The 23,580-nt window shown below is 37.4% G+C and carries 24 protein-coding genes, 1 other RNA gene and 1 riboswitch; of the genes, 17 read left to right on the top strand and 8 right to left on the bottom strand.

What is annotated here, in order from left to right; all coding sequences use genetic code 11:
• Positions 1-329 precede the first annotated feature (329 nt).
• From AC4G3N_RS02420 to AC4G3N_RS02410, 3 genes are all read left to right on the top strand, one after another.
• Positions 330-584 carry a hypothetical protein gene (locus AC4G3N_RS02420; protein ID WP_066107354.1) on the top strand — a complete coding sequence of 85 codons (255 nt, stop codon included), beginning with the start codon at positions 330-332 and terminating at the stop codon, positions 582-584.
• A gap of 70 nt (positions 585-654) precedes the next feature.
• A complete protein-coding gene (locus AC4G3N_RS02415; protein WP_066107351.1) occupies positions 655-1,017 on the top strand; it encodes a YppE family protein in 363 nt (120 codons plus the stop codon).
• A 66-nt stretch (positions 1,018-1,083) separates the two neighbouring features.
• Positions 1,084-1,737, top strand: coding sequence for a YppG family protein (locus tag AC4G3N_RS02410; protein ID WP_491089649.1), 654 nt, complete (start codon positions 1,084-1,086; stop codon positions 1,735-1,737).
• A gap of 33 nt (positions 1,738-1,770) precedes the next feature.
• Here AC4G3N_RS02410 and AC4G3N_RS02405 read toward each other — a convergent pair whose 3' ends face one another.
• Positions 1,771-2,211 (bottom strand): Hsp20/alpha crystallin family protein, encoded by a 441-nt coding sequence (locus AC4G3N_RS02405; RefSeq protein ID WP_066107346.1) that lies wholly within the window; start codon positions 2,209-2,211, stop codon positions 1,771-1,773.
• A 333-nt stretch (positions 2,212-2,544) separates the two neighbouring features.
• On the opposite strand from AC4G3N_RS02405, the gene AC4G3N_RS02400 reads away from it, so the two are divergent.
• From AC4G3N_RS02400 to rnpB, 7 genes are all read left to right on the top strand, one after another.
• Positions 2,545-3,327, top strand: coding sequence for an alpha/beta fold hydrolase (locus AC4G3N_RS02400; protein WP_066107345.1), 783 nt, complete (start codon positions 2,545-2,547; stop codon positions 3,325-3,327).
• A 91-nt stretch (positions 3,328-3,418) separates the two neighbouring features.
• Entirely contained in the window at positions 3,419-5,713 is a 2,295-nt protein-coding gene (locus tag AC4G3N_RS02395; protein ID WP_491089648.1) for a DEAD/DEAH box helicase, read from the top strand.
• Entirely contained in the window at positions 5,703-7,004 is a 1,302-nt protein-coding gene (locus tag AC4G3N_RS02390) for a ribonuclease H-like domain-containing protein (protein WP_491089646.1), read from the top strand. The genes AC4G3N_RS02395 and AC4G3N_RS02390 overlap by 11 nt, the downstream gene beginning before the upstream one ends.
• Before the next feature lie 353 nt (positions 7,005-7,357).
• The gene (locus tag AC4G3N_RS02385) at positions 7,358-7,606 is read left to right on the top strand and encodes a CotD family spore coat protein (protein ID WP_175354304.1); all 249 of its coding nucleotides are present in this window, start codon (positions 7,358-7,360) and stop codon (positions 7,604-7,606) included.
• 68 nt (positions 7,607-7,674) lie between these two features.
• Positions 7,675-8,229: an SLOG family protein gene (locus tag AC4G3N_RS02380; RefSeq protein WP_066107337.1), complete on the top strand. Its 555-nt coding sequence runs from the start codon at positions 7,675-7,677 to the stop codon at positions 8,227-8,229.
• A gap of 73 nt (positions 8,230-8,302) precedes the next feature.
• Positions 8,303-8,611 (top strand): cell division regulator GpsB, encoded by a 309-nt coding sequence (gpsB, locus tag AC4G3N_RS02375; RefSeq protein ID WP_066107334.1) that lies wholly within the window; start codon positions 8,303-8,305, stop codon positions 8,609-8,611.
• A 68-nt stretch (positions 8,612-8,679) separates the two neighbouring features.
• An RNA gene (gene rnpB / locus AC4G3N_RS02370) (RNase P RNA component class B) lies at positions 8,680-9,063 on the top strand.
• A gap of 144 nt (positions 9,064-9,207) precedes the next feature.
• Here the strand turns inward: rnpB and AC4G3N_RS02365 are convergent.
• Positions 9,208-10,452 (bottom strand): MDR family MFS transporter, encoded by a 1,245-nt coding sequence (locus AC4G3N_RS02365; RefSeq protein ID WP_066107331.1) that lies wholly within the window; start codon positions 10,450-10,452, stop codon positions 9,208-9,210.
• A 105-nt stretch (positions 10,453-10,557) separates the two neighbouring features.
• Here AC4G3N_RS02365 and AC4G3N_RS02360 point away from each other — a divergent pair, with 105 nt between their 5' ends.
• The 3 genes from AC4G3N_RS02360 (at position 10,558) to AC4G3N_RS02350 (ending at position 15,880) form a co-directional block, all read left to right on the top strand.
• Positions 10,558-12,207 (top strand): ABC transporter substrate-binding protein, encoded by a 1,650-nt coding sequence (locus AC4G3N_RS02360; protein WP_181162013.1) that lies wholly within the window; start codon positions 10,558-10,560, stop codon positions 12,205-12,207.
• A gap of 120 nt (positions 12,208-12,327) precedes the next feature.
• The gene (locus tag AC4G3N_RS02355; RefSeq protein WP_066107325.1) at positions 12,328-13,467 is read left to right on the top strand and encodes a THUMP domain-containing class I SAM-dependent RNA methyltransferase; all 1,140 of its coding nucleotides are present in this window, start codon (positions 12,328-12,330) and stop codon (positions 13,465-13,467) included.
• 904 nt (positions 13,468-14,371) lie between these two features.
• Positions 14,372-15,880 carry a carboxypeptidase M32 gene (locus AC4G3N_RS02350; RefSeq protein WP_066107322.1) on the top strand — a complete coding sequence of 503 codons (1,509 nt, stop codon included), beginning with the start codon at positions 14,372-14,374 and terminating at the stop codon, positions 15,878-15,880.
• A gap of 528 nt (positions 15,881-16,408) precedes the next feature.
• On the opposite strand, the gene AC4G3N_RS02345 is transcribed toward AC4G3N_RS02350, so the two are convergent.
• From AC4G3N_RS02345 to AC4G3N_RS02335, 3 genes are read right to left on the bottom strand one after another with little or no spacing between them, the layout of a single operon-like run.
• On the bottom strand, positions 16,409-18,064 hold the full coding sequence (locus tag AC4G3N_RS02345) for a b(o/a)3-type cytochrome-c oxidase subunit 1 (RefSeq protein ID WP_066107318.1): 1,656 nt from the start codon (positions 18,062-18,064) through the stop codon (positions 16,409-16,411).
• Positions 18,064-18,540: a cytochrome c oxidase subunit II gene (locus AC4G3N_RS02340; protein WP_066107315.1), complete on the bottom strand. Its 477-nt coding sequence runs from the start codon at positions 18,538-18,540 to the stop codon at positions 18,064-18,066. The genes AC4G3N_RS02345 and AC4G3N_RS02340 overlap by 1 nt, the downstream gene beginning before the upstream one ends.
• A gap of 22 nt (positions 18,541-18,562) precedes the next feature.
• Positions 18,563-18,712, bottom strand: a complete 150-nt coding sequence (locus tag AC4G3N_RS02335) for a cytochrome c oxidase subunit 2A (protein ID WP_066107311.1) — start codon at positions 18,710-18,712, stop codon at positions 18,563-18,565.
• Positions 18,713-19,025: 313 nt separating this feature from the next.
• Positions 19,026-19,142, top strand: a riboswitch (purine riboswitch).
• Between the two features lie 138 nt (positions 19,143-19,280).
• Here AC4G3N_RS02335 and AC4G3N_RS02330 point away from each other — a divergent pair.
• Positions 19,281-19,877, top strand: coding sequence for a xanthine phosphoribosyltransferase (locus tag AC4G3N_RS02330; RefSeq protein WP_077248146.1), 597 nt, complete (start codon positions 19,281-19,283; stop codon positions 19,875-19,877).
• Positions 19,864-21,180, top strand: coding sequence for a nucleobase:cation symporter-2 family protein (locus tag AC4G3N_RS02325; RefSeq protein ID WP_491089645.1), 1,317 nt, complete (start codon positions 19,864-19,866; stop codon positions 21,178-21,180). Before AC4G3N_RS02330 ends, AC4G3N_RS02325 begins: the two co-directional genes overlap by 14 nt.
• A 334-nt stretch (positions 21,181-21,514) precedes the next feature.
• Here AC4G3N_RS02325 and AC4G3N_RS02320 read toward each other — a convergent pair whose 3' ends face one another.
• The 3 genes from AC4G3N_RS02320 to AC4G3N_RS02310 all read right to left on the bottom strand — a co-directional run bounded on the left by AC4G3N_RS02320 (position 21,515) and on the right by AC4G3N_RS02310 (position 22,763).
• Positions 21,515-21,940, bottom strand: a complete 426-nt coding sequence (locus AC4G3N_RS02320; RefSeq protein WP_066107306.1) for a spore coat protein — start codon at positions 21,938-21,940, stop codon at positions 21,515-21,517.
• Between the two features lie 33 nt (positions 21,941-21,973).
• Positions 21,974-22,405, bottom strand: a complete 432-nt coding sequence (locus AC4G3N_RS02315) for a spore coat protein (RefSeq protein WP_066107304.1) — start codon at positions 22,403-22,405, stop codon at positions 21,974-21,976.
• Positions 22,406-22,535: 130 nt separating this feature from the next.
• Positions 22,536-22,763 (bottom strand): hypothetical protein, encoded by a 228-nt coding sequence (locus AC4G3N_RS02310; protein WP_066107303.1) that lies wholly within the window; start codon positions 22,761-22,763, stop codon positions 22,536-22,538.
• A 250-nt stretch (positions 22,764-23,013) separates the two neighbouring features.
• On the opposite strand from AC4G3N_RS02310, the gene AC4G3N_RS02305 reads away from it, so the two are divergent.
• Positions 23,014-23,145: a hypothetical protein gene (locus AC4G3N_RS02305; protein ID WP_257469017.1), complete on the top strand. Its 132-nt coding sequence runs from the start codon at positions 23,014-23,016 to the stop codon at positions 23,143-23,145.
• Between the two features lie 199 nt (positions 23,146-23,344).
• Positions 23,345-23,470, top strand: a complete 126-nt coding sequence (locus AC4G3N_RS02300; RefSeq protein ID WP_257469018.1) for a hypothetical protein — start codon at positions 23,345-23,347, stop codon at positions 23,468-23,470.
• Positions 23,471-23,580 lie beyond the last annotated feature (110 nt).

Genomic DNA, 23,580 nt, shown 5'->3' with positions numbered 1-23,580 from the left:
CCTCCGGCTATTAAGTAAGTGGTAGCTAATGTTTTAAGTTGATGGTTTATCTGGACCATCTAGTTTTGGATTGCCTGTATGCTTGCTGGATGCGTTATTGCTTTTCTTTTTTTTCTCTTGAGCAGCTGATGTATTTTTCTTCATGACTACACCTCCTATTCATTAGGTTGTCTATGTTTAGAGAGTTTATGCAAGTTGTCGAAGGAAGCATTTACGTGCGCCGTCTCTGTTTTCTTTGCCGATACTCTTCTAGTTTTGTCGTCTATGAAGGGATTGAAATAGTTAAATCGAAACCTTAAGTGTATAAGAATGAGGAAAGGGTGAGGTGCATGAGTTCCAAAGAAAATATCATCACATTGCTAAGGGAATTGGAGCAGGAAATAATAGCCCTTGAGGAAGAAATAATTAGAAAAACAGATAATGAAGTAAATGATACAATAGCCGAGTTCACGTATACAATCAAAACTGAAGCCAGGAAGATTGATATGGATATGGCAGATATTCAAATTAAAATGAATAATTTTATTGATGATTACAAACATGATACACAACTGTCTATATTGAAATTGGCTCATTTAACGTAAAATACAAGATAGTATCATTTTTTCGGAAATTCTGTTTAGATTAGGTAAAAAGAACAAGGGTGTAATGTAAATGAAAGATAACTTTTATCAAAAGACAATCGATTTGATAGAAATCGTTAAAGATGCTGAAAAAATCTATAGAGAAGCACGCGAAACGGAAGAGCGTGCAGATTTCCACACTGTGATTAAGCCGTTTGCCGACCATACTAAGCAGCTGGCAGATGAATGGCTTATTGAGGCTGAGCAATGGGTAGCTGATAAAAGACCTAAATATCTATCCCTCATGCAGATTAAGAATACCCATAATAATGTTTTACAAGTTTCTGTCCATTGTTACTTTCCGGAGTCAAGCAAGTCGAGATTCATTAAACATTGCAATGCAGCTTTGTTTGTACTCGAACAGATTCGGATGGAAGAAGTGAACGGGGAGTAACGGTATAGCACCCAATCCCAGATGCTGCATACTGTATAAGTATATAGTTAGAGCGGAGGGAGAGTTATGCTTAAACCACTTCTTGAGAAGAAAGCTAGAAGGCGTAATGGTGATTTTAATCCTTATTATGGAATGCCGGCTGCATCCCGCTTGCCTCCATATGAATATCGAAACATCTATCCGGCTGGAACTGGGGCTCCTCAAGTTCAACCACAGGGTAGTTGGGGGCCGGAGAGCATTCAGCAACAACAATTGAATCCTTTTGAAGGAAACCTTGCTTACCAACCCTACTATCCTAACCAAATGTATCAACAGCTATCCTTTAATCCATACTATATGGAGCAATATCCAGGAAGTATGCCAATGTCAGGCGGTATGATGGAGGATCAACATTTTTACGGCTATCCGCAGCAGGAAATGCCGAATCAATACCCAAAAGAACAGGTGAATCCATTTCAAAACCCATTATACTCTAAGGATGAAGATTTTTATCCTTTACAGCAGATGAATACAGCTATTACTAATCCATATCCTAAACAAAGCTTTATGCAAAAAAATCAGGGCAGTAATTTTTCATCGGTTCTTAATCAATTTAAAACACAGGAAGGCAGTATCGATTTTAATAAAATGATTGATACTGCGGGAATGATGTTAAATTCAATGAATCAGGTATCCAATTTAGTAAAAGGTGTAGGTTCTATATTTAAAGTAACCACATAAAAAACTGCCGGTTATAGATCGGCAGTTTTTTATTTATCGGATAGATATGCGTTTCTTTTTTGATTTGGGGACTTTGACTGTTAATAAGCCATTTTCGTGGCTAGCCTCAATTTGTTCTTCGTCAATTGGGTAATGGAATGTAAAGCTTCTCGATTTCTTTTGTTTTTCTGTAGCATAGATTTGATCGCCTTTATTTACTTTTCGTACAGTTTCATATGATATTGTTAATTTACTACCCGATATATCAATTTCAATGTAATTTTTGTCGACACCTGCGATAGGAGCTTGAATAATATAATGGGTTTCTGTTTCTTCCCATTCAACGGGAAAGCTTGCAAACATTTTTTGGTTCTGGAAAAAATCATCCATAGACTGTAATAGTCCGCTCCTTGTGTTCTCGGTTAACAAATCATCCATTTGTGAAATGAAGTTACGGAGCGGTTCAAATGCACCATTCTTCTTGTTTTGAGCCATATATTCTCCTCCTCTGATGATTCTATCTTTAGCATATGCAGGCTATTCTTAATTGTTAAATAATTAGGGTGATAAAGGAGTACGATGTAAACGAAGATATCATAGTCATTTGGCTATATAATGGCGGTTTTGCTTTATATTTAAGCAATGTTATAACAGGAGGGATAATGGTAAAATGAATGGGTAAATATAGAGAAAGTTTTAGAAGTTGAGCTTGTCTCTTTTTAATATCGAATCATACATACATGTAAAAGACTCCACCCTGAACGTAGAAAATATGCGGGGACGGATCTTTAGATTTAATTATCATTAAATGAAAAGGTGTGGAAGTAAATGGAGAATAATCTTGTGAAATTAGCTTTTAAGGAAGAAGGCGCTGGAAAGCCTATTATCTTACTGCATGGTTTTTGCGGAAGCAAGGATTACTGGGAAAAAGTGATTCCTTATTTAAGGAAATTCTACCGAGTAATTGCTGTTGATGTAAGAGGTCATGGCGAAACAGATACTACAAAGATTGGATACGATATTCATGATATGGCAGAGGATTTGTATAATTTCTTTATTGAACATGATTTAAAGGATGCTTATCTATTTGGTCATTCAATGGGAGGATATATTACCCTTGACTTTGTGGATCACCATCCCGATCTTATCAGCGGATATGGACTCATTCATTCCACTGCATTACCAGATTCCCCTGAAGCAAAGAAAAAACGGTCAGCAGGTGTCTCTACAGTAGAAGAACAGGGAGTTTCCTTTTTCGTTAAGGATCTGATCCCTAAATTGCTGTCAAAAGAAACAAGGGAAAACGAACAAGAGATGCTGAAAACTTTGTATGATATTGGCGTTGAAACGAGACCAACAGGCATCATCGGTGCTTTAAAGGCTATGAAAAATCGTGAAGATAAGAATTATGTGCTGCAAAGGAACGATATCCCAGCTCTTCTCGTAGCCGGTGCAAGAGATGAGGTTGTACCGATAGAGAAAGTATTTACTGTGAGCGGAGAGCATATTACACAAATAGTTATTGATAAAGCCGGGCACATGGGAATATTTGAGACCCCGGAGCAAGTATCCACGGCTATTACCTCATTCATAGAAAAAGTGAATCAATAATTGGAAGGTCGTATCTTGAAAAAGATGCGACTTTTTCCTTTTCAAGGGAACGTTCATTCGGTACAATGATGACAGAAATGAGGTGTGCATCATGTTTGGGAAGAAAAATTTAGTGGAGTTCATAGATGATTTTTCACAGGATGAACAATACAAAGACAATATTGCTTTTTGGCATACCATCGATGAAAAAAAAGCTACGTATTCACCCTTTCCAACTGAATTAAATGAAAAGTTAAAGTCTGCCCTTGAAAAAAGAGGGATTGAAGCTCTATACAGCCACCAGGCCGAAGCTTATAAATATATAAGAAATAATAAGAATATTGTGGCGGTCACTCCTACTGCTTCAGGGAAAACATTGTGTTATAACTTACCGATTCTCCAATCGATTCTTGAGAATGCAGATACAAGAGCTCTTTATTTATTTCCGACAAAAGCATTGAGCTATGATCAAAAATCTGAATTAGAGGAACTGATTGATGCTGCAGATGCAGATATTAACAGCTATACGTATGATGGTGATACACCGACTAGTATCAGGCAAAAAATCCGCAAAGCAGGCCATATCGTAATGACAAATCCGGACATGTTACATTCCGGAATATTACCCCATCATACGAAATGGGTCAGTTTATTTGAAAATCTGAAGTATATTGTTATTGACGAGCTTCATACGTACAAGGGAGTATTTGGAAGTCATACGGCTAATGTGATCAGAAGGTTAAAGCGAATTTGCCGTTTTTACGGAAGTGATCCGATTTTTATTTGTACGTCTGCAACGATTGCCAATCCGAAGGAACTTGCAGAACAATTAACGGAATCTAAAATGATCTTAATTGAGCGGAATGGTGCACCAGCAGGCAAAAAGCATTTTGTGTTTTATAATCCGCCAATCGTCAATAAACCTTTAAATATCCGCAGAAGCTCCATATTAGAGGTCAGAAAGATAGCTAGCACTCTTTTAAGGAATAAAATCCAAACAATTGTTTTTGCGCGCAGCCGTGTCCGTGTTGAAATATTGGTTACGTACTTACAGGAATTAATTTCGAAACAATTGGGACCGAAGGCGATTACGGGTTATCGCGGGGGATATTTGCCGACACAAAGGAGGCAAATTGAAAAGGGATTGCGAGATGGATCAATCTATGGGGTTGTCAGCACGAATGCACTTGAACTGGGCGTGGATATAGGACAGCTCCAGGCATGCATTATGACGGGGTACCCAGGCTCGATAGCCAGTGCCTGGCAGCAAGCAGGCAGGGCAGGAAGGCGTCACGGCGAGGCGTTGATTATCATGGTTGCGAGCTCCAGCCCATTAGATCAATTTGTCATCCAACATCCTGATTACTTCTTTAATAAAAGTCCGGAAACAGCGAGAATTAATCCTGATAATCTGGTAATCTTTGTTGATCATCTAAAATGTGCAGCTTTTGAAATCCCGTTTAAAGAAGGGGAGGAATTTGGCGCTGCAGAGGTTACAGAAATTCTGGAATATTTGGCAGAGGAGCATGTATTGCACAAAAATAAAGATACATGGCATTGGATGAATGATGCTTTCCCAGCACATGAAATCAGTCTTAGATCTGCTTCGCAGGAGAATGTGGTCATTATAGACCGAACTAATCCAAAAGTGCAGGTTATCGGAGAAACGGACCGATTCTCAGCTATGACTCTTCTACATGATGAAGCCATTTACTTACATCAAGGAATCCAATATCAGGTAGAGTATTTGGATTGGGAAGAAAAGAAGGCATATGTACGCGAGGTCAATGTGGATTACTATACGGATGCAAATCTTGCAGTTCAGGTAGATGTGCTGGAAATTGACCGAACAAACGTTAATCCGAAAAGTGAAACTACATTTGGAGATGTTTCTGTTCGAGCTATGGCAACCATCTTCAAGAAAATCAGATTTGACTCACATGAAAATATTGGTTCGGGACCAATCCATTTACCAGAAGAAGAAATTCATACGAATGCATGTATGCTCTCTCTAAAGGAAGGGAGTGTCGATTGGAAGGAAGAGCGGCTCGAGGAAGGGCTAATGGGTGCTGCTCACGCTCTGCGAGGCATCATTCCAGTCTATGTGCTGTGTGATCCGGGGGATATTCATGTTTACCCTCAAGTAAAGGCAACACATAACGAGCTTCCGACCATTTTTATTTACGATCATTATCCGGGAGGAATTGGTTTAAGCAAGCATATGTACGAAAACAGTGAACAAATTATTCAGGAGACGATTCAGGCAATTAGAGTCTGTCCATGTGAAAATGGCTGCCCATCCTGTGTCGGAATGGAAGGCACTGGCTCGTCTTTAAAGGAGGATTCCATTAAAGTGTTATCCATTCTTGGAAACCGAATGGCCGGTGACAAATTACATGTCCATTAAAAATAAACTAAACCGGATGAAAAAGCATTTGAATACAAATGTTGGCGAAGGCTCAAAAAAACGTATGGAAGTATGCTCTGAACCTGAACCCGATACACCTATTAAAAATGTTGTCATCCCTTTCTTTGAGCAATGGAGCGAATTCGGGGCCTTTCCTGTTATTTACGAGAATGAATATTGCCTAATCAGGGAGGTCAGCTATCCACTTAATTATCAGCATGGAAAGTATACATTTGATATGCTTCCACAAATTGTGAAGATTTGGAATGAGAGCGACCTAAAGCACCCTCTTTCCGCCAAAGGATTTGAAGCAAATCAAATGTTTTTCTTCGATACAGAAACAACCGGGTTAGGTGGCGGAGCAGGGACTTCCATCTTTTTGCTTGGATATGCTTTTTTGGAGGATGAGCATATCAAGGTCAGACAACATTTTCTCCCTAGACCAGGGTTTGAAATTCCGTTTTATAAGACCTTTTTAGAAAAAGTGAATTATGAGACGTTGGTCACCTATAATGGAAAAGCATTTGACTGGCCGCAAGTAGTTACGCAGCATACTCTTTTGCGTCAGCACTTGCCAAAATTACCGGATTTCGGTCATTTCGATTTATATCATGCTTCTAGAAGACTGTGGAAAAATAAATTGGATCGAGTAAAACTATCAGTTGTTGAAAAAGAGGTACTTGGTTTCGAGAGAAAGGATGACGTACCGGGATACCTGGCCCCTATCATTTATTTTGATTATGTTGATAGGCAGAATCCTGAAGCTGTCTTTAAAATAATGAAACACAATGAATGGGACATTTTATCTTTAATCACATTGTACATTCATTTGTCAGCCCTTTTATTAAACGATAAAACATTGGAGCATGAGGACTCATTTGAACTGGCAAGGTGGTTTTCTTATTTAAAGGATCGGGAGCGTGCTATAGGTTCCTTTGAGAAAGGAATTACTGAATCCAAGCATGATGAAGAACGCTTGAAGGTACTCTTTCATTTGGCAAACGAATATAAAAAAAGTAAAATTGAAGAAGCGGCAGTAAAGCTTTGGGAAGAGGCGAGCAATGCACAGACGCCAGTAATTGTTTGCTGTTCCCTGATTGAGCTGGCAAAATATTTTGAACATAAGAAAAAGGATTATGCTAAAGCTCTGAAATATTCAAAAAAAGCTTTGGTGAAAATTAGAGAATATTCATTTCATAAGCATGGTATTCATGAGAAATCAACCCTTCACCGCATCTCCCGTCTGGAGCGGAAACTTGATAATGAAAAAATTGGAATAAAAGAAAACTAAATAATGGTTGTTATGTTTGTGCATCCCATGTAAATTAATGTTATACACCTTTGTTAATTTGCAGAAGGAAGTGAACATAAATCGGATGTATAAGGTTGTCTTTTATTTATTCTTTGTTGTTATTGGGTTATCGATGGTAATTTTTAATTCTATTTAATTATAATGTAGCAGTTCTGATGCTGAAACATTTTTTTATAAACGGAAAATAGGTGATTGCCTTAGTACAGTCTTATCCACCTTTTCATAGTCTATTTATGTAAGCTATATAGATAATGAAAGGAGAGACGCGTATGTTCGGTCGTCGTCATCATCAACATCATTGTGGTCCTATTCAAGTACCAGGGTGTAACAAAGTGCAGGTGTGCCCACCGGTTTGCCACCAGCCGATTCAATTTGTTAAGGAAAATTGCTATACACATATAGTACCGCATGTGCATCCAGTTCAAACTCTTGAAGTGAATAAGCATGTGTATCAACATCAACATCATTTCCCACATTCTTTCCAAAGTGCCAATAGTGTTCATAGTCAATCTAATCAATTTGGTACACCAACTCCCCCGCGACCTGGTTGCTCAGGTAGTGGCAGTGGCTATGGCTTTTAAAAGTAAGAGGCGTAAAGCCTCTTCTTTTATTATTTAATGTATAATGTAATAAATGGATGTGAACTTATATGGGAAAAGTCGTATTCGTAACAGGATATAAGGCCCACGAGCTTGGTATTTTTGATCAAAATCACGAGGGTATAAAATACATAAAAAAAGCACTGCTGAGTCGCCTGTTAACTCTTCTCGAGGAAGGAATGGAATGGGTAATCATTACAGGGCAGCCCGGAGTGGAGCTATGGGCTGCACAGGTGGTCTTTGATTTGCAGGAAGAGTATCCAGATCTTAAGCTCGGTGTTTTATTACCCTATTTAAATCAGGAAGAGAATTGGAAAGAACCGGTTAAAGAACTGTATGAAGAAATACTGCTTCAGGCAGACTATGTGGAGGCTATTTCGAAGAAGCCATATGAAGGACCATGGCAGTTAAAGCTGAAGAACCAATTTATTGTCGATAAAAGCGATGAAATGTTAATATTGTACGATGATGAAAAGGACGGAAGCCCTAAATATAGTTGGTTTGAAGGTAAAAAGAAACAGAATAAACAGGATTATCCTATCATTCAAATAACATTTTGGGACCTGCAAAGTTTAATTGATGAGGCACAATGGGAAGATTATTAAGAGGGAAATTGACAAACAGCACTTTTTTTGAAAAAATATTATATATTAGTCGTATGAATTTGAGGTGAATAAAATGCTCTCAGATAAAACAAAGTTGACCGCAAAGGATATCTTAGAGAAAGAATTTAAAACGGGTGTCAGAGGATACAAACAAGAAGATGTTGATCAATTCCTGGATTTAGTTATAAAGGATTATGAGGTTTTTCATCAGGAAATTGAATCACTTCAGCAAGAGAATATGAAGCTGAAAAAACAATTGGAAGAACAGCCGAAAAGAACTGTACAACCAGTTCAGCAAGCAACAGGTACCACCAATTTCGATATTTTAAAACGCTTATCCAACTTAGAAAAGCATGTGTTTGGAAGTAAGCTTTACGAATAAAATATCTTCCAAATGATAACAGTTGTTTTATAGTTGAAATGAGGGTATAATGAATTTTGCATGTGATAACGTCTGGGTAATCGCTGCAATGCAAATTGTAGAGGAAAGTCCATGCTCGCACAGGCTGAGATGCCTGTAGTGTTCGTGCCTAGCCCAATAAGCTAGGGCAGTCTGTTTCAGGCTGACGGCTGGGAAAGTGCCTAAGTTCTTTTAGAATATGGCACCGGTACCTATAAAAGTGCCACAGTGACGGAGCCTTTTTGGAAACAAAAAGGGTGGAACGAGGTAAACCCCGCGAGCGAGAAACCCAAATTTGGTAGGGGCGCCTTTCCCAAGGAAATGAACGAGGGGAAAGGGCAGACTCGTAGGAGTCTGAAGATAGATGATTACCACCGGAGTACGAGACATTCCAGTCGATTGCAGTACGAAGGAACAGAACATGGCTTACAGGACGTTATCTTGGAAATGTATTACCTGAATAAAACTACTTCCACTAAGGGAAGAATGAAAGGCTGCCGATTAGATCGGCAGCCTGTTTTAATGCGGTACTTTATGACAATCATTATGCTTCAGGTAAAGCTTGACTCAAATTATTACTATGTATTTGTCTGGATGTTTCTTTGATATTTTTCTTTATAAAAAAGGCTGAAATATACAAGAGAAGTTCCGACCGCAATAACCAGGCCGATATAAACGGACATCATCATCGGAGCGGCAAAAGCGCCTATTATGATGGTTGATCTTGCAATTAAGTCGGCGCCATTATAGGATATATTACTAAAAGCAGAATAAGAACCTCTTTTATCCTCAGGAATCATATTTGCCTGTTCAGTATTATAAACAGGTGAATACATCAATTCGCCAATCGTGGCAATAAACCCAAATAATAAGAGCATATACCAGCTATTGGCTGATGTAACAAATGTATACCCTACACCATAAATAAGCAGGCCAATGATTAACACACGTTTATTTGAAAAACGATTCGTAATATTGGAAACAATAAACGTTAAAAGGACGACTAATAACATATTTTCTATATTCATCAAACTTAACATTTGGACACCGCCAATTTGGTATCCGAATACGTTAACGACTTCAAAGGATTCTGATAATCGAACCCCAATATAACTATTTAGTGAGAATTCAGCGGAAAGGATAAACATGAATCCAAGTACGAGTTTTACAAAGCGAGTATCCTGAAGGGCAATTTTATAGTTATGAAGTAAATCAATCAGAAAGTTTTTATGTGATTGCTTTAACTGACGGACCGTACCTTCAATCAGCCAAATTTTATAAGCAATGGCAATGAAGGTGGATGTACACGTTAAGATGATAAATAATTCAAGTTGATGATTACTGTATAAAAGTCCTCCCATTGCTGCCCCAATGGCCATGGATAAATTAATGAGCCAATAATCAAGAGCATAAACAAATTTTCTTGTCTCTTTTGTAGTAGAATCCATAATAATTGCACTCATGCTTGGCCTTCCAAGACTACTTGAAATCATATATCCAACATAGCAAATTGCAAATAGCCAAACCCAGTCATTCTCAGGGATTAAGGTCAAAGTCATCATCAAAAACATGAAGGCACTTGTAGAGGAAGTCATTAATAAAATTTTCTTCCTTTTGAAACGGTCTGATAGATATCCTCCCAGCAGGTTAGCAACGAATGTAATAAGGACGGTAAAAATCAAGAAGACACCTGCCCAGATTTTGTTCAATTCATGAGCAAAATACAAAGCCATAAATGGCATCACAGAGCTTGATGCCATTCTGTTAAAAAAAGATGTGCCTAACCGTACTTTAATATTTTGTGGCAAATTCTTCAATTTCATATTGTTTTACCCCCTTTGTATCGATTATATTAAACTAGACTGATGCTTCTGAAAATAGACAATTAATTGATAAATGTCTACTTTTATGGTGAAAAGGGGTAGATGATGGAACCTAAACTACTGACTCTTTGGCAGCATATTCAAACGGGATATGTAAGACAGGCAGAGATAGCGGATTTACTCGAACTTAGTCCAAAGCAAACCTCCAGATATATGCAAAGATGGCATGAGGAGGGGTGGTTTAGATTGCAGCCAGGAAAAGGACGGGGACATTCAACTAAGATAGAGTGGGTCAAAAATGTGGAATCCATATATGAAAAAGAAATGGAATATATAATCAATCATGAATCAATTGAAAAAAGTGCAAAATGGCTAACTCTGCATTGGTCCTCTGAATGCAAACTACGTCTGATGAGACTCTTTCAAACTAAGCTTGGATTTAATGATGAGGGAAAGGATAAACTCATCATTCCTAGAAAGGATCCATTTTTGTCCTTTCATCCTCTTGAAGCTCTCGATATACATAGCGCTAACTTAGTTTCTAATATTTACAATCGCTTGATTTACCTGACTGAAGATAATGAAATATGGCCTGAGCTTGCTCATAGCTGGGAAAGCTCGAATCGCTTGTTAAGACTTTACATAAGAAAAGGAGTCAAATTTCATGATGGTTCCTACCTTTCAGCAGATGATGTTGTAAGGTGCTTGGAATCTTTGCGTGATCATCCAATTCACAGGGATATATGGTTTATTGTCCAAAGAATTCATTCCCCCGCACAGTATGTGGTAGAAATTAACTTGAAACAAAAGTGCAGCTATATATTGCATCTCTTAAGCACCATAAACTCAAGTATATATAAAGTAAACAATGGAAAATTAATTGGAACGGGCAGCTTTTATCTGGAAAAAAATGATGAAACAAAAACAATTCTTCGTGCGTTTGAAGACTATTACAAGGAAAGAGCTCTGCTCGATTGTATAGAATTTGTTCAGATGCCGATGGGGTTTGAGACTATTTATCGATCCTCTGTAAAAGAGGATGATATCGAAACATATAAGGTTGAGAGTGATTCAGGGTTTGGTATTGTGATTATGAATGCGTACCGCAATTCAGATATAAATAAGCAGGAAGTAAGAGATTATATCCAATATGTTATCAGTGCAAGGAGAAATGAAATTAATCAATTGGATCCAAAAATTATACCAAATCAAAGTGGTATTTTGCGCTCTCCATCTGACCCATACATAGTGGATCAAGTTCCATTTATAGAGGTATCCAAACCACTTGTTCTACAGACTACTCCATATACAGAAAAGCTTATCTTTTGGTTAAAGGGGATTTTGGAAACCGCAGGTATTCCTGTTAAATTAAAAGAGATCACGTTTGAAGAAAGTCTGCAAAATGGATATACAGATCATGGTACAGATTTTTTTATCCATGGAGAAGTATTTGAAATGAATCATAGCTTATCTTTTTTTCATTTTTTATTGTTGAGTTCCTCTCCGCTTGCCCAAGTCCTAGGAGATAAAGGAGAGCGATTCGAGATATTAAACCAGTATGCTAATACTCCTTTTGAAAAGTGGAGTGAGCTTCATGAACAAATGGAACGAAGATTAATGAAATCTGCTTTAATATTGCCGTTATACTATTCCAAACGAAGTGTACTGTTTTCAGATGATATTATGAATATTAGCATTAAGAATTTTGGCTATGCAGATTTTTCGAAGCTATGGATGAAACCAACCACAATTTAATGCGGTAATATAGACGAGAAATGCTGATTTGGTTTGCATTCAAAATGTATGAGTTGTATGATAAAAGACGCGAACGACTTAATTTAATGGAAAAGTAATATGATTAGATAGGGTGAAACAATGAAGATTACATTAATAGCTACAGCAGCAATGGGTCTTGAGGCGATTGTCGCACAGGAAGTACGTGACCTTGGGTATGAATGTACAGTCGAGAATGGACGAGTACTGTTTCAGGGAGACGAGCTTGCCATTGCCAGAGCCAATATGTGGCTTAGAACAGCAGACCGGGTGAAAATTCTTGTAGGCGAATTTAAGGCCTATACATTTGATGAATTATTTGAAGGTACAAAAAAACTTCCTTGGGAGAATTATTTGGATGTCACGGCTGAATTTCCTGTATCAGGTAAATCGGTCAAATCTAAATTATTCAGTGTTCCAGATTGCCAGGCGATTGCGAAGAAGGCCATAGTGGACCGCTTGAAAAAAGCATATAAAAAAGATGGATGGTTAGATGAAAATGGACCATTATATCGTGTAGAAGTATCGCTTTTAAAAGATAAAGCCACATTAACGATTGATACAACCGGCCCTCAGGCCCTTCATAAACGTGGATACAGAACAGGGCAGGGTGAAGCGCCATTAAAAGAAACCCTTGCAGCAGCATTAGTGAAGCTGACGAATTGGACTCCGGACCGTCCATTTGTTGATCCATTCTGCGGATCGGGTACGATTGCGATAGAAGCTGCGTTAATCGGCCAAAATATTGCGCCTGGATTTAATCGTGATTTTATTTCCGAAGACTGGCCTATTATTGATTCATCTATTTGGGATAAAGTCAGAGAGGAAGCAGAAGAACTGGCCAATTATGATCAGGAATTAGACATTTCGGGGTTTGATATTGACCATAAGATGATTGAAATCGCAAAAGAAAATGCTATGGAAGCAGGACTTGGGGATTTAATTAACTTTAAACAAATGCAGGTCCGTGATTTTACAACGACCAAGGAATATGGCGTAATTGTTGGGAATCCTCCATATGGTGAACGCCTCAGCGACCGTCCTTCCGTTGAGAAAATGTATAAAGAGATGGGGGAAGCACTCCGTCCATTTGAAACTTGGTCTGTTTATATGCTGACTTCTGATGAAAACTTTGAGCAGTTTTATGGCAAACCGGCCACTAAAAAACGAAAGCTGTTTAATGGTTTTATCCGTACGGATTACTATCAGTATTGGGGAAAGAGACCGCCGAGAAAAGGTTGATATGACGTCATTTCCAGAGATATTAAATAACCTGATTTTACGTTTACCACATTATAGATTGACGATTCTTATAGAGTCGTCTTTTTTTTGTCTTTCTCATCTTTTTTGTGTAGGAGCTGATTATTTTATGTGGTCAAAAATATAATTGGTACATGCCTAATTGGTCTATTTTGCGGCGTCTTGCTATACAAATAATCATAGTCACTACTTCTCTTCTATTTGAAAGGAGTTGATTCTAATGCTTTGGACTATCGCTGTAGTATTAATCATCATTGCTTGTTTGATTTACATTTTTTAGTTTCGTTTACTTCTTGGAAAAAGAAAAGCCCAGATATGAGGACTTACTTCTTGCCTTGTAATACAAAGCCTTAGAGACGCAATTAGTGACTTCATAAAATAAAGGAGGCAAAGGAAATAAGTTAGTCTTGAGGGCAGAAATAAGCACCCTTTAGGGATTTATTTTGTGTATACCATATTTCTATAGCTTTATCTGTCCTAATTAATTTTTTATCCAGCCTGTTTATGGTTTTTATATGCGAAAAAGTAATCAGGTAAAAATATCTGAAATAGTACTCGTAAGTGATCAAGAAATTCATGTGTTATCAAACACGCCACGAAAAAACGAAAGGTATTCAAGGATTTTATTTGTACAGATTTATTTTCAATATTGGGGTAAGATGCCGCGGAAAAAACACAAAGGGAATTTGAAGACAATCAGCAATAAAAGTAAACGCTAACCCCAAGGGTTGGCATTTTTTATTTAGTTTGAAATGGTGGAATACTAGGTAATTAGACTTTTTCAGGACTGGTAGGAAAAGTACGCATATTCGTATATAAAACTATCTACCTAGTATACTTAATATGGTAAAATATTCAGTATACTTTAAGGAGAAGGGGGATCTATATGACAAACCTATTAGAAAAAGAGTTTTTAGACTATATACATACCATGGATGCATTCAGAGAAGCATCTGCACTGATTGGATGGGACATGCGCACTGGGGCTCCAAAGAAAACGATTGATAAGAGAAGTCAAGTGCTATCCATCTTATCGAAAGAACATTTTGAAATGGCAACCGGAACTAAAATGGAACGATACATAGAAGAGTTATCAAAGCCTGAACTGAAGGAGCAGTTGGATTCAAATACAATTGTCATTGTTGAGGAATGTAAAAAAGAATACGAGAAGATGAGTAAAATCCCCGCAAATGAGTATAAGGAGTATGTTGAACTACAGTCCAAGGCTGAAAGTATATGGGAAACGGCAAAAGAAACATCTGATTTTTCGTTGTTTATGCCATATTTGGAACAATTAATTGATGTGAATAAGAAATTTTTATCCTATTGGGGAAAAGCTGATCATCCTTATGATGGATTACTCGATTTGTATGAACCGGGTATGACAGTTGAGATATTGGATGATGTATTTGCCAGGCTAAGAGAAGAAATTGTACCGCTTGTGAAAAAGATTGGTGAATCGAATAAGAATCTAGAAACGAACTTTATATATAAGTCATTTAGTGAAGAAGCACAGAAAAAATTATGTATGGAATTGATTCAGGAATTAGGTTATGACCTGGAAGCGGGACGTCTGGATAATACAGTCCATCCGTTTGCTACAGCTTTAAACGCAAATGATGTGAGGATTACAACGAAATATGTTGAGGAAGATTTCCGTGTTGCTCTATTTGGTACCATACACGAATGCGGACATGCCGTATATGAACAAAATATTAATAAAGAATTAGAAGGAACACCTTTATGTACCGGTACATCAATGGGTATCCATGAATCTCAGTCCTTATTCTTTGAAAACTTTATCAGCCGTAATCTTAGCTACTGGAAACATAATTTTGATAAATTAAAAGCTGTCTCGCCTGAACAATTTGATAATATTGACCTCGATACGTTCTATAAGGCTATTAATGAATCAAAGCCTTCCTTAATTCGGATTGAGGCTGACGAACTCACGTATCCTTTGCATATTATGATTCGGTATGAATTAGAAAAGGGATTGTTTAATGGAGATCTAAAAGTAGCTGATTTGCCGAAGCATTGGAATGATAAGTATGAAGAGTACTTGGGAATCCGGCCTGAAAATGATGGTGAAGGAGTTTTACAGGATGTCCATTGGGCAGGTGGCATGTTTGGGTATTTCCCATCCTATGCACTCGGATATATGTATGCAGCTCAATTCAAAGCTGCAATGCTGAAGGATATTCCGAACTTCGATGAAACTATTGAAAATGGAGACTATAACAAAATTACTGGATGGTTAACGAAGCATGTCCATCAGTATGGAAAGTTGAAATTGCCTTTAGAGATTATAAAGGATGCTACGGGAGAAGGATTAAATCCACAGTATTTGATAACGTATTTAAAAGAAAAATATACTGCACTGTATGATTTATAAACAATAAAAAGGTGTTCGTTAAGTAGAAGTTTAGATGCTTGACGGCGCCTTTATTTATTGCTGAGGAAAGGTTTTGGCTTGTTCACTTGCTGTGGAGAATGGATGACAGGGGAAGAAAGAGGCTGATTATGACGGTTGGAACGGATGAATTAGTTTAGCTCAATCCTTAAATAAATCGCTCAAAGGCTATTTTTAAAGCTCAATTAGGCTCAAAACTGCTCAATTATTTTCCCGTTCGCGCAATTAATTCTGATGATGCTCATATAATTAAGAATTCGCTCATTTAAGTTGAAAATCGCACATATATGATGGAATTCGCTCATATACTTCATTTTTCGCTCAATAATGGTTAGCTAATCAGGTATCTCTTAGATTAGGTAGAATAATTGATACTTTAAAGCGTACACCAATATATGAAAATACAATTTTATAAACAAATAAACTCTCAAATATCAAAATAATTAAAATAACAGATGCAGAGAACATATTTGTCATCCGCATCTGCTATAGTTTTTTGTCATAGCACCTTTACCAGAGCTTAAATCCTTTTGACCCAGGTGGTGCATTTTGGATCATGTCTACAAATGGCAGGGTATAGGCGAGAATGATTAAAACTGCTGTAATACCAATCCATAGCTTCCAATTTTCAAGGATGAAAGGTGTTTTTTCAGCCTTTTCTGATACTTCACCAATCGGAAACTCTTCATCACCTTTAGGGGCAAAGAAAGCTAGATTAACGAAGATAACTAAAATCAAAATGATACCAATGAAGAGGATGGAGCCTCCAACGGCCTGAGCGATTTGATATGGAATCCATTCAGCAGCCTGAGCGGAACCGCCATATGTGGAGTAGGATGATCTTCTTGGTGCACCCAGCAGACCTGCAAAATGCATGGCGCCAGACATAAAGGTCATTCCAACTGCCCATGTCATAGCTTGGATGATGGCTAATTTATTCATTTTTTTAGTAAGCTTACGGCCGGTTAAATGTGGAACCAACCAATACATGGCACCAAAGTAAGTTAAGACAACAGAGGTAGCAAGTGTTAGATGGAAATGTCCTGTTACCCAAATCGTATTATGTACAACCTGGTTCAATTGGTTGGAAGCATTGACAATTCCTCCTGCACCAGCAGGGATAAAAGCAACCATTCCGATAAAAGGAACCGTAAAGCGCGCATCACCCCAAGGAAGGGCTTTAAACCATCCAAAGATTCCTTTATAGCCTTTTGCACGTCCTGCACTTTCAAAAGTGGCGAACATGGAGAAAGCTGTCATTAAGGATGGAATGATGACCAGGAAAGTTAAAATAACCTGTAAAAATTTCCATGCAGGATCAATCCCAGGCTCCGTTAATTGATGGTGGAAGCCAACAGGTACAGAAAACAGTAAGAATAAAATAAACGATAATCTCGCCAATGAATCAGAGAATATTTTTCCGCCAATTACTTTCGGAATGACGACATACCAAACCATATAAGCCGGCAATAACCAGAAATATACGAGCGGATGTCCAAAATACCAGAATAACGTACGGCTAATAAGAACATTAATAGAATCAACCCATCCAAGTGACCATGGAATAATCTGTACCAACACAGTAGCCGCGACACCAAGGGTAGCTGTAAACCATAATACATTATTGATAATGACCATGAATGATAATAAAGGTCCAACTTTACCCTTATTTTGTTTTCTCCAGTTAATATAAGCTGCAACCATAGCTCCGCCGTCCAGCCAGCTTCCCACTACAACAAATACCAGCCCGAAATAAAAAATTGGATGAGCCTGTAATGGTGCGTAAAAAGTATAAAGAACGGATGCTTCATTAAGTAGAATCATTGTAGCTGACATAGCTGTACCGATGGTCATCATCCAGAAACCAATCCAACCAACCGTTCTTGCCTTTTTAGATAGTGTTCCGCTTGTTTTGCTGATTGCTGCAAATTGAAAGCCCATTATAAAAAATGTAGTCAGTATAAGTCCAAGTAAAACACCGTGAACAGTAAGAACTTGATAATATGTAATTCCGGCAGGCAGTGTGTATTTTCCTGATCGGACAAGAACCTGTAAAAGGCCAGCGAATCCTCCAAGAGCCAGTGCGATAAATGCCACATAGAAGTGGGCCATAGCGAGCTTACCATCAGCTCTGTTTACTTTAAGATCAGTTTGATTCCTATTCATTAGTCAACCACCTCGATTTTAGACGTCATCATGGTATGGCCCGTACCACAATATTCATTACATAAAATTAAATATTCACCGGTTTTATCGAATGTCTTTGTATATTCATTCACATAGCCAGGCTCAATCATCATATTGACATTCGTTCCTGCCACTTCAAATCCATGAACAACATCCGTTGAGGTAGCCATGAATTTTACAGTTGCACCTTTAGGAATTTGAACTTCACCTGGGTCAAATTTAAACGCGGAAACAACGAATACTAATTCGTAATCCCATTCTTTCCCTTCAACTTTATGTAAACCCGGTTTATCAAAAGGTTTAGTTTCTGTTACTTTTTCCGGATCGATCGTCACCAGACAGCTTGCCGGTTGGTTTCCATCATAAAATGCACTGACCCCTAATACAGTTAAAAATACAAAAAGTGCTGTTACCCCTAATATAAGCCATATCTTTTCAAATTTATGGATATGCATGACCGATAATCTCTCCCTTCTTCTACAGACGATCTAAAAATAAAAAGTAAACGCTTGCCCATACAATTAAAATGAATGCCCCAAGTGTTAAGACAGAAATCAATGTTCCGGAAAGATTAGTTTCTTCGTTCTTCTTAACCTTGACGGGTACGTTTAATTTAGTTTTTGCCACGTTTTTCTCCCCTCTCGAAAATAATGGAAATGTGCTTTGAGTATATTCTACTAGATAATATTGGAAATGGATGATAGTTATTTCATTTTCACAAATCGTTCACCGATAAGGTTATTACTGTATTAATAGTGTAAAATTGATATAACAAGCGTTTTATGGGTAGGATGAATGAAATAAATATGGCTGAATTGTGAAAAACAGTTTCTTTATAGAAGATTCGTCTTTTATTTGGACACAAATATTGGACAATATAAAAGTAGTTTTTGACGAAAAAACACTTTGCAAACGAGTATTTTGTTGATATAATTCTCAACATACTAATTACATACGCACTCATATAATAGCAGGGATATGGCCTGCGAGTTTCTACCAGATTACCAGTGTGGTTCGCCACCGAAATAATCTGACTATGAGTGGGAAACAAGCGCCCGAGTTAATAATGCGCTGTTCATATTTGTCCGGATATAAAGGACCTATGAATTGTTGTACCCACTTTTAGGTAGGTGACAATTTGTAGGTCCTTTTTATTTGTTCATTTATTTGAAGCAAGGGATTGGAGGAGTAAAAGTTGAAATTGTTAAAAGCTAAAATTATGGAGGAAGGGCAAGTCCTTTCAAGTGAGGTCCTAAAGGTAGATACGTTTTTAAATCATCAACTGGATCCTGAATTAATGGTGGCGATAGGTAAAGAATTCGCGAAGAGGTTTAAGGATGCTGGGATTACGAAAATTTTAACCATTGAGTCATCTGGAATAGCTCCATCGGTTATGGCAGGGCTTGAGCTTCAGGTCCCAGTTATTTTTGCCCGCAAGAAAAAATCATTGACCCTGCAAGACGACTTATATACGTCCACTGTTTATTCATTTACGAAAAAAGAAGAAAATACGATCTGCATTGGCCAAAAGTTTTTAAATGAAGAAGATGTTGTATTAATCATTGATGATTTCTTGGCTAAAGGACAAGCTGCTTTTGGTTTGGTTGATATTGTGAACCAAGCGAACGCCAAAATTGCCGGACTGGGAATTGTTATTGAAAAATCCTTCCAGGATGGCGGTGAAATTTTAAGAGATAAAGGATATCGGGTGGAATCACTCGCTCGTATCCAATCCCTTGAAAAAAATAAAGTAATCTTTTTGGAGGAGGAAACAGCCAATGCAAATGAATAAATGGAAAACCGCTTCACTGGGTATCCAGCACGTATTAGCTATGTATGCCGGAGCAGTTGTAGTACCTTTGATTGTTGGTGGAAGTATTGGCTTAACCCCGGAGCAATTAACACATTTAGTTTCAATCGATATTCTGATGTGTGGAATTGCGACACTTTTGCAGGTATGGAAGAATCGATTCTTTGGTATCGGGTTGCCTGTTGTCCTAGGCTGTACATTCACGGCAGTGGGTCCAATGATTGCGATTGCAGGAGAATACGGAATACCGGCTATATACGGAGCTATTTTAGCATCAGGATTATTTGTTATTTTGGTAAGTAAGTATTTTAGTAAGCTGTTGAAATTTTTTCCTCCGGTTGTGACTGGATCAGTGGTAACGATTATTGGGATGACTTTGATTCCGGTAGCTATGAATAATATGGCTGGTGGGGAAGGCTCGAGTGATTTTGGCTCAACATCTAATATCCTGTTGGCATTTGGTACATTGCTATTTATTATTATTTTTTATAAGTTTTCAACAGGTTTTATAAGAGCCATCTCTATTTTACTTGGATTAATTGCAGGTACAGTCGCAGCAGCTTTCATGGGAAAGGTGAACATCCAAGCTGTAATCGATGCCGATGCACTCCTAACTCCTACTCCTTTTTATTTCGGGATGCCAACCTTTGAATGGGCACCAATAATTACGATGATTCTCGTGGCACTTGTTAGCTTAGTAGAATCAACAGGTGTTTATCTTGCTTTATCTGATATTTGTGAAAAGGATTTAAAAGAAGAGGATTTTGCTAAAGGTTATCGGGCAGAAGGGTTAGCGATTGTGTTCGGTGGTATCTTTAACTCTCTTCCTTACACGACATTTTCTCAAAACGTTGGATTAATCCAAATGTCCGGTGTACGTTCCAACAATGTGATTTATACGGCAGGTGCATTTCTAGTCCTGATTGGCTTCAGCCCTAAAATTGGAGCAATCACAACGATTATTCCTTCATCTGTACTGGGCGGAGCAATGGTTGCTATGTTTGGTATGGTGGTAGCGGCGGGAATTAAAATGCTAAGCCAAGTAGACCTGCAATCTCAGGAAAACTTGCTGATTATTGCATGTTCCTGCGGAATCGGTCTTGGGGTTTCGGTTGTCCCGGAAATGTTTGCTAATCTGCCAGATACATTGAAAATTCTGACTGAAAACGGAATTGTGGCTGGAGGGGTAACTGCGATAGGATTAAATCTATTGTTTAATGTAATCTTCAAAAAGCCCCAAAAAGATAGTCCACTGATTCAAAATAAGGAAGAAATAGTTTATTAATTCGATTTATTTTAAGGTAAGTTTATCTATTTTAATACCTAAAAACTGTTAGATTATCCATATATCCTATCAAATTACTGAAAAGGTAGTATTCATTTTGGTTAACAACGTACAGAATAATTAAAGAGATGTGAAGAATCAAGTGATATTTGTTTGATAGAGCATAACTCTGCTAGAAGGCAGGGGAATGGCGAAAATGTAAGTGACCGGCTTATTAGTAAATTTCCAAGAGTTTATTTCAAAATAGTGATTAAAAAGTAAAAAGACATGAGCTAGTCATGTCTTTTTACTATATTATACAGGTTATCCATCTTTAGTATCTTGAGCATCATCTTTATCCAATATCTAGTCTAGCAACAATAGCCACAAGAATTTGGATTAATACTTGTATATTTAAAGCTATTTGAGTATCCGTACTTTCGACCCTTACACACTTTGAACCAGTAATAATTGTTTTTTGGGTATTTCGTTGTTTAGATTTGAAAAATTGTTTTAAATCTTGAACTACCCCTTTGCCGGCTTCATTATCCCCAACTGATATACTAATAACAATTGCGATTGCTACTTGAATAGCTGCTTGTAAAGATAATGCCACTTGAGTATCTGTTGTATGCACTTCTACATCCTCTGAATCTTTGACGACGATCCATTCATAGGATTGCTGTGTGATTGATGTGATTTGATCAGCCTCTTGGGTGACTTCCGCATCATCATTTTTACATTTGAAATTGTCTAATGCTCTCCAATTCTTTTCACTCATTTTTCTTCTCACCTCTTATTTTATTTTTTGAATTTACGCGATATCTAATCTGGCTACAATAGCTAGAAGTGCTTCTAGCATTACTTGAAGGTTTGCAGAGATATCTGTGTCAGTAGTTGTAACCCTAACGTCCCTTGAATTTTCGATATGAATTTTTTGTACACTCTTTTGCTCAGAATTAAAGTGCTGAAGAAGGTCTTGAACAACACCATCGCTATCATCTGAATCTGCAATTGAAATTTCAATTACCAATGCGATTGCGAGCTGCAAAGCTAATTGGAGGGACACTGCTGCTTGAGTTTCTGTAGTTTGAACAAACACGTTACCTGAATCCTTGATAATGATTAATTCATCTGATTCTTGGATTTCAGAAGTGAACTGATCAGCGTCCTGGGCTATCTCTGCCGTGTGCCGCTTTTCCTCATCCCTTTCCCTTTCACAATTGTCACCAAAATAATTTGACATTTTTCTACCACTCCTTTGTGATTTGGTCTTTATAAAATATGAGGATGTCCTTTGTTTTGATTGGACAAAAAGCTCAAATGTGTTTGTCCATCGAAAAAAAAACGCCTGCTAATCAGGCGTTTTAAAATGATCATTTTTCATTGCTTTTGTTATCTTCGGTTGATGAGGATTTTACAAATGTTTCCACCTGGTTAGTCAAATCACTAACTAACTCTTTTATCATTTGCTTTTGTTCATCGGATAACTTTTCTTTAGCCTTCTCAGCGTTAATTCCATTTTTCCGAAAAAGATCACTTACTAGTAAATTAATTAGCTGCTGAGGGATCAACTGTGGGGATTGATTCTGGTCATCACTCACAAATTTCACTCCTTTTATTAAAATATAATCAGAATCATCATATGTACGTCATCAATATTATTCCTGTACAATCTACATAAAATTAGAACAGATAAAAGTAAATAGGCATATGCAATTGATATAATGCTTCTTTTTGGAGTGGTTTACAGTTTTAATAAAGAACAAAGAGAAATGAATTAATATACTCTAAATTAGGAACCAGCAACCATCATATTACATATACTGTATGTAAAAAAGGTGGATACACCATATGAAAAAGTATTATTGTATTCATTGCCATTCATTACATGAGATGCTGAAAGTCTGCCATGTCTGTGGACAGGACCGATTGAAGGAAATTTTTATAACGATTCAGCATAACGAAAAGAAGAGCGGCAATTAACCGGAAAAATCATGAACAATCTGTCTTGGTATTCAGGGGAGATTGTTTACCTGTTGTTTAGAACTTACATAAAGCACAGGCGTGTATAGGTAATATCTGTTTTGAACAGAATTTTGATTGAAAATGATTATCATTGATGATACACTGGAACTATAATGAGAGACGTTATCAATTAACTACATGACAGGGAAGGTGCATGATGATGATTTGGGTATTTGTAGGTGCAACGGTAACAGCCTTTAGCGGAGTCATGGTTCATGTTTTAAATAATGTAGCAAATCCTAAAGTTATAGCAGCTCAATCACAAGCTAATCAAAGTATGTAAGTTCAGACAAAAGTCTGAACTTATTTTTTTACCAAAATAGATATTTATGGGCAACTATTCCAATTTTCGATAAAATAGATAGATAAATGATTATTAATAAGGGGATAAGT

The sequence above is a fragment of the Bacillus sp. z50 genome (assembly GCF_058313585.1).
The sequence above is the reverse complement of the archived record's forward strand: the minus strand, read 5'-3'. Positions and strand labels throughout refer to the sequence as shown.